General features: G+C 70.2%; 1 protein-coding gene. It reads left to right on the forward strand.

Annotated features, from left to right (window positions below):
* On the forward strand, positions 1–248 hold a 248-nt coding region (locus ACZ3GY_RS24565), incomplete at both ends, for an alpha/beta fold hydrolase (protein ID WP_465912412.1).

Here is a 248-nt window from a genome sequence, read left to right on the forward strand (position 1 = left end):
TCACCTCGCTCGAGGCCGACGTCGCCGCGACCACGCGCATCCTCGACAAGCAGGACGGACCCGCGATCCTCGTCGGTCACTCGTGGGGCGGAACCGTCATCACCGAGGCCGGTGTTCACCCCCACGTCGCGGGACTCGTCTACGTCTCGGCGATCGCGCCCGACGCGGGTGAGTCGTCGGGTCAGCAGTACGAGGGCTTCGGGCCGACCCCCGAGTTCGTCATCGACGTCGCCGACGACGGCTTCGGC

Source organism: Pseudomonas sp. PME37.24/006, assembly GCF_055556635.1.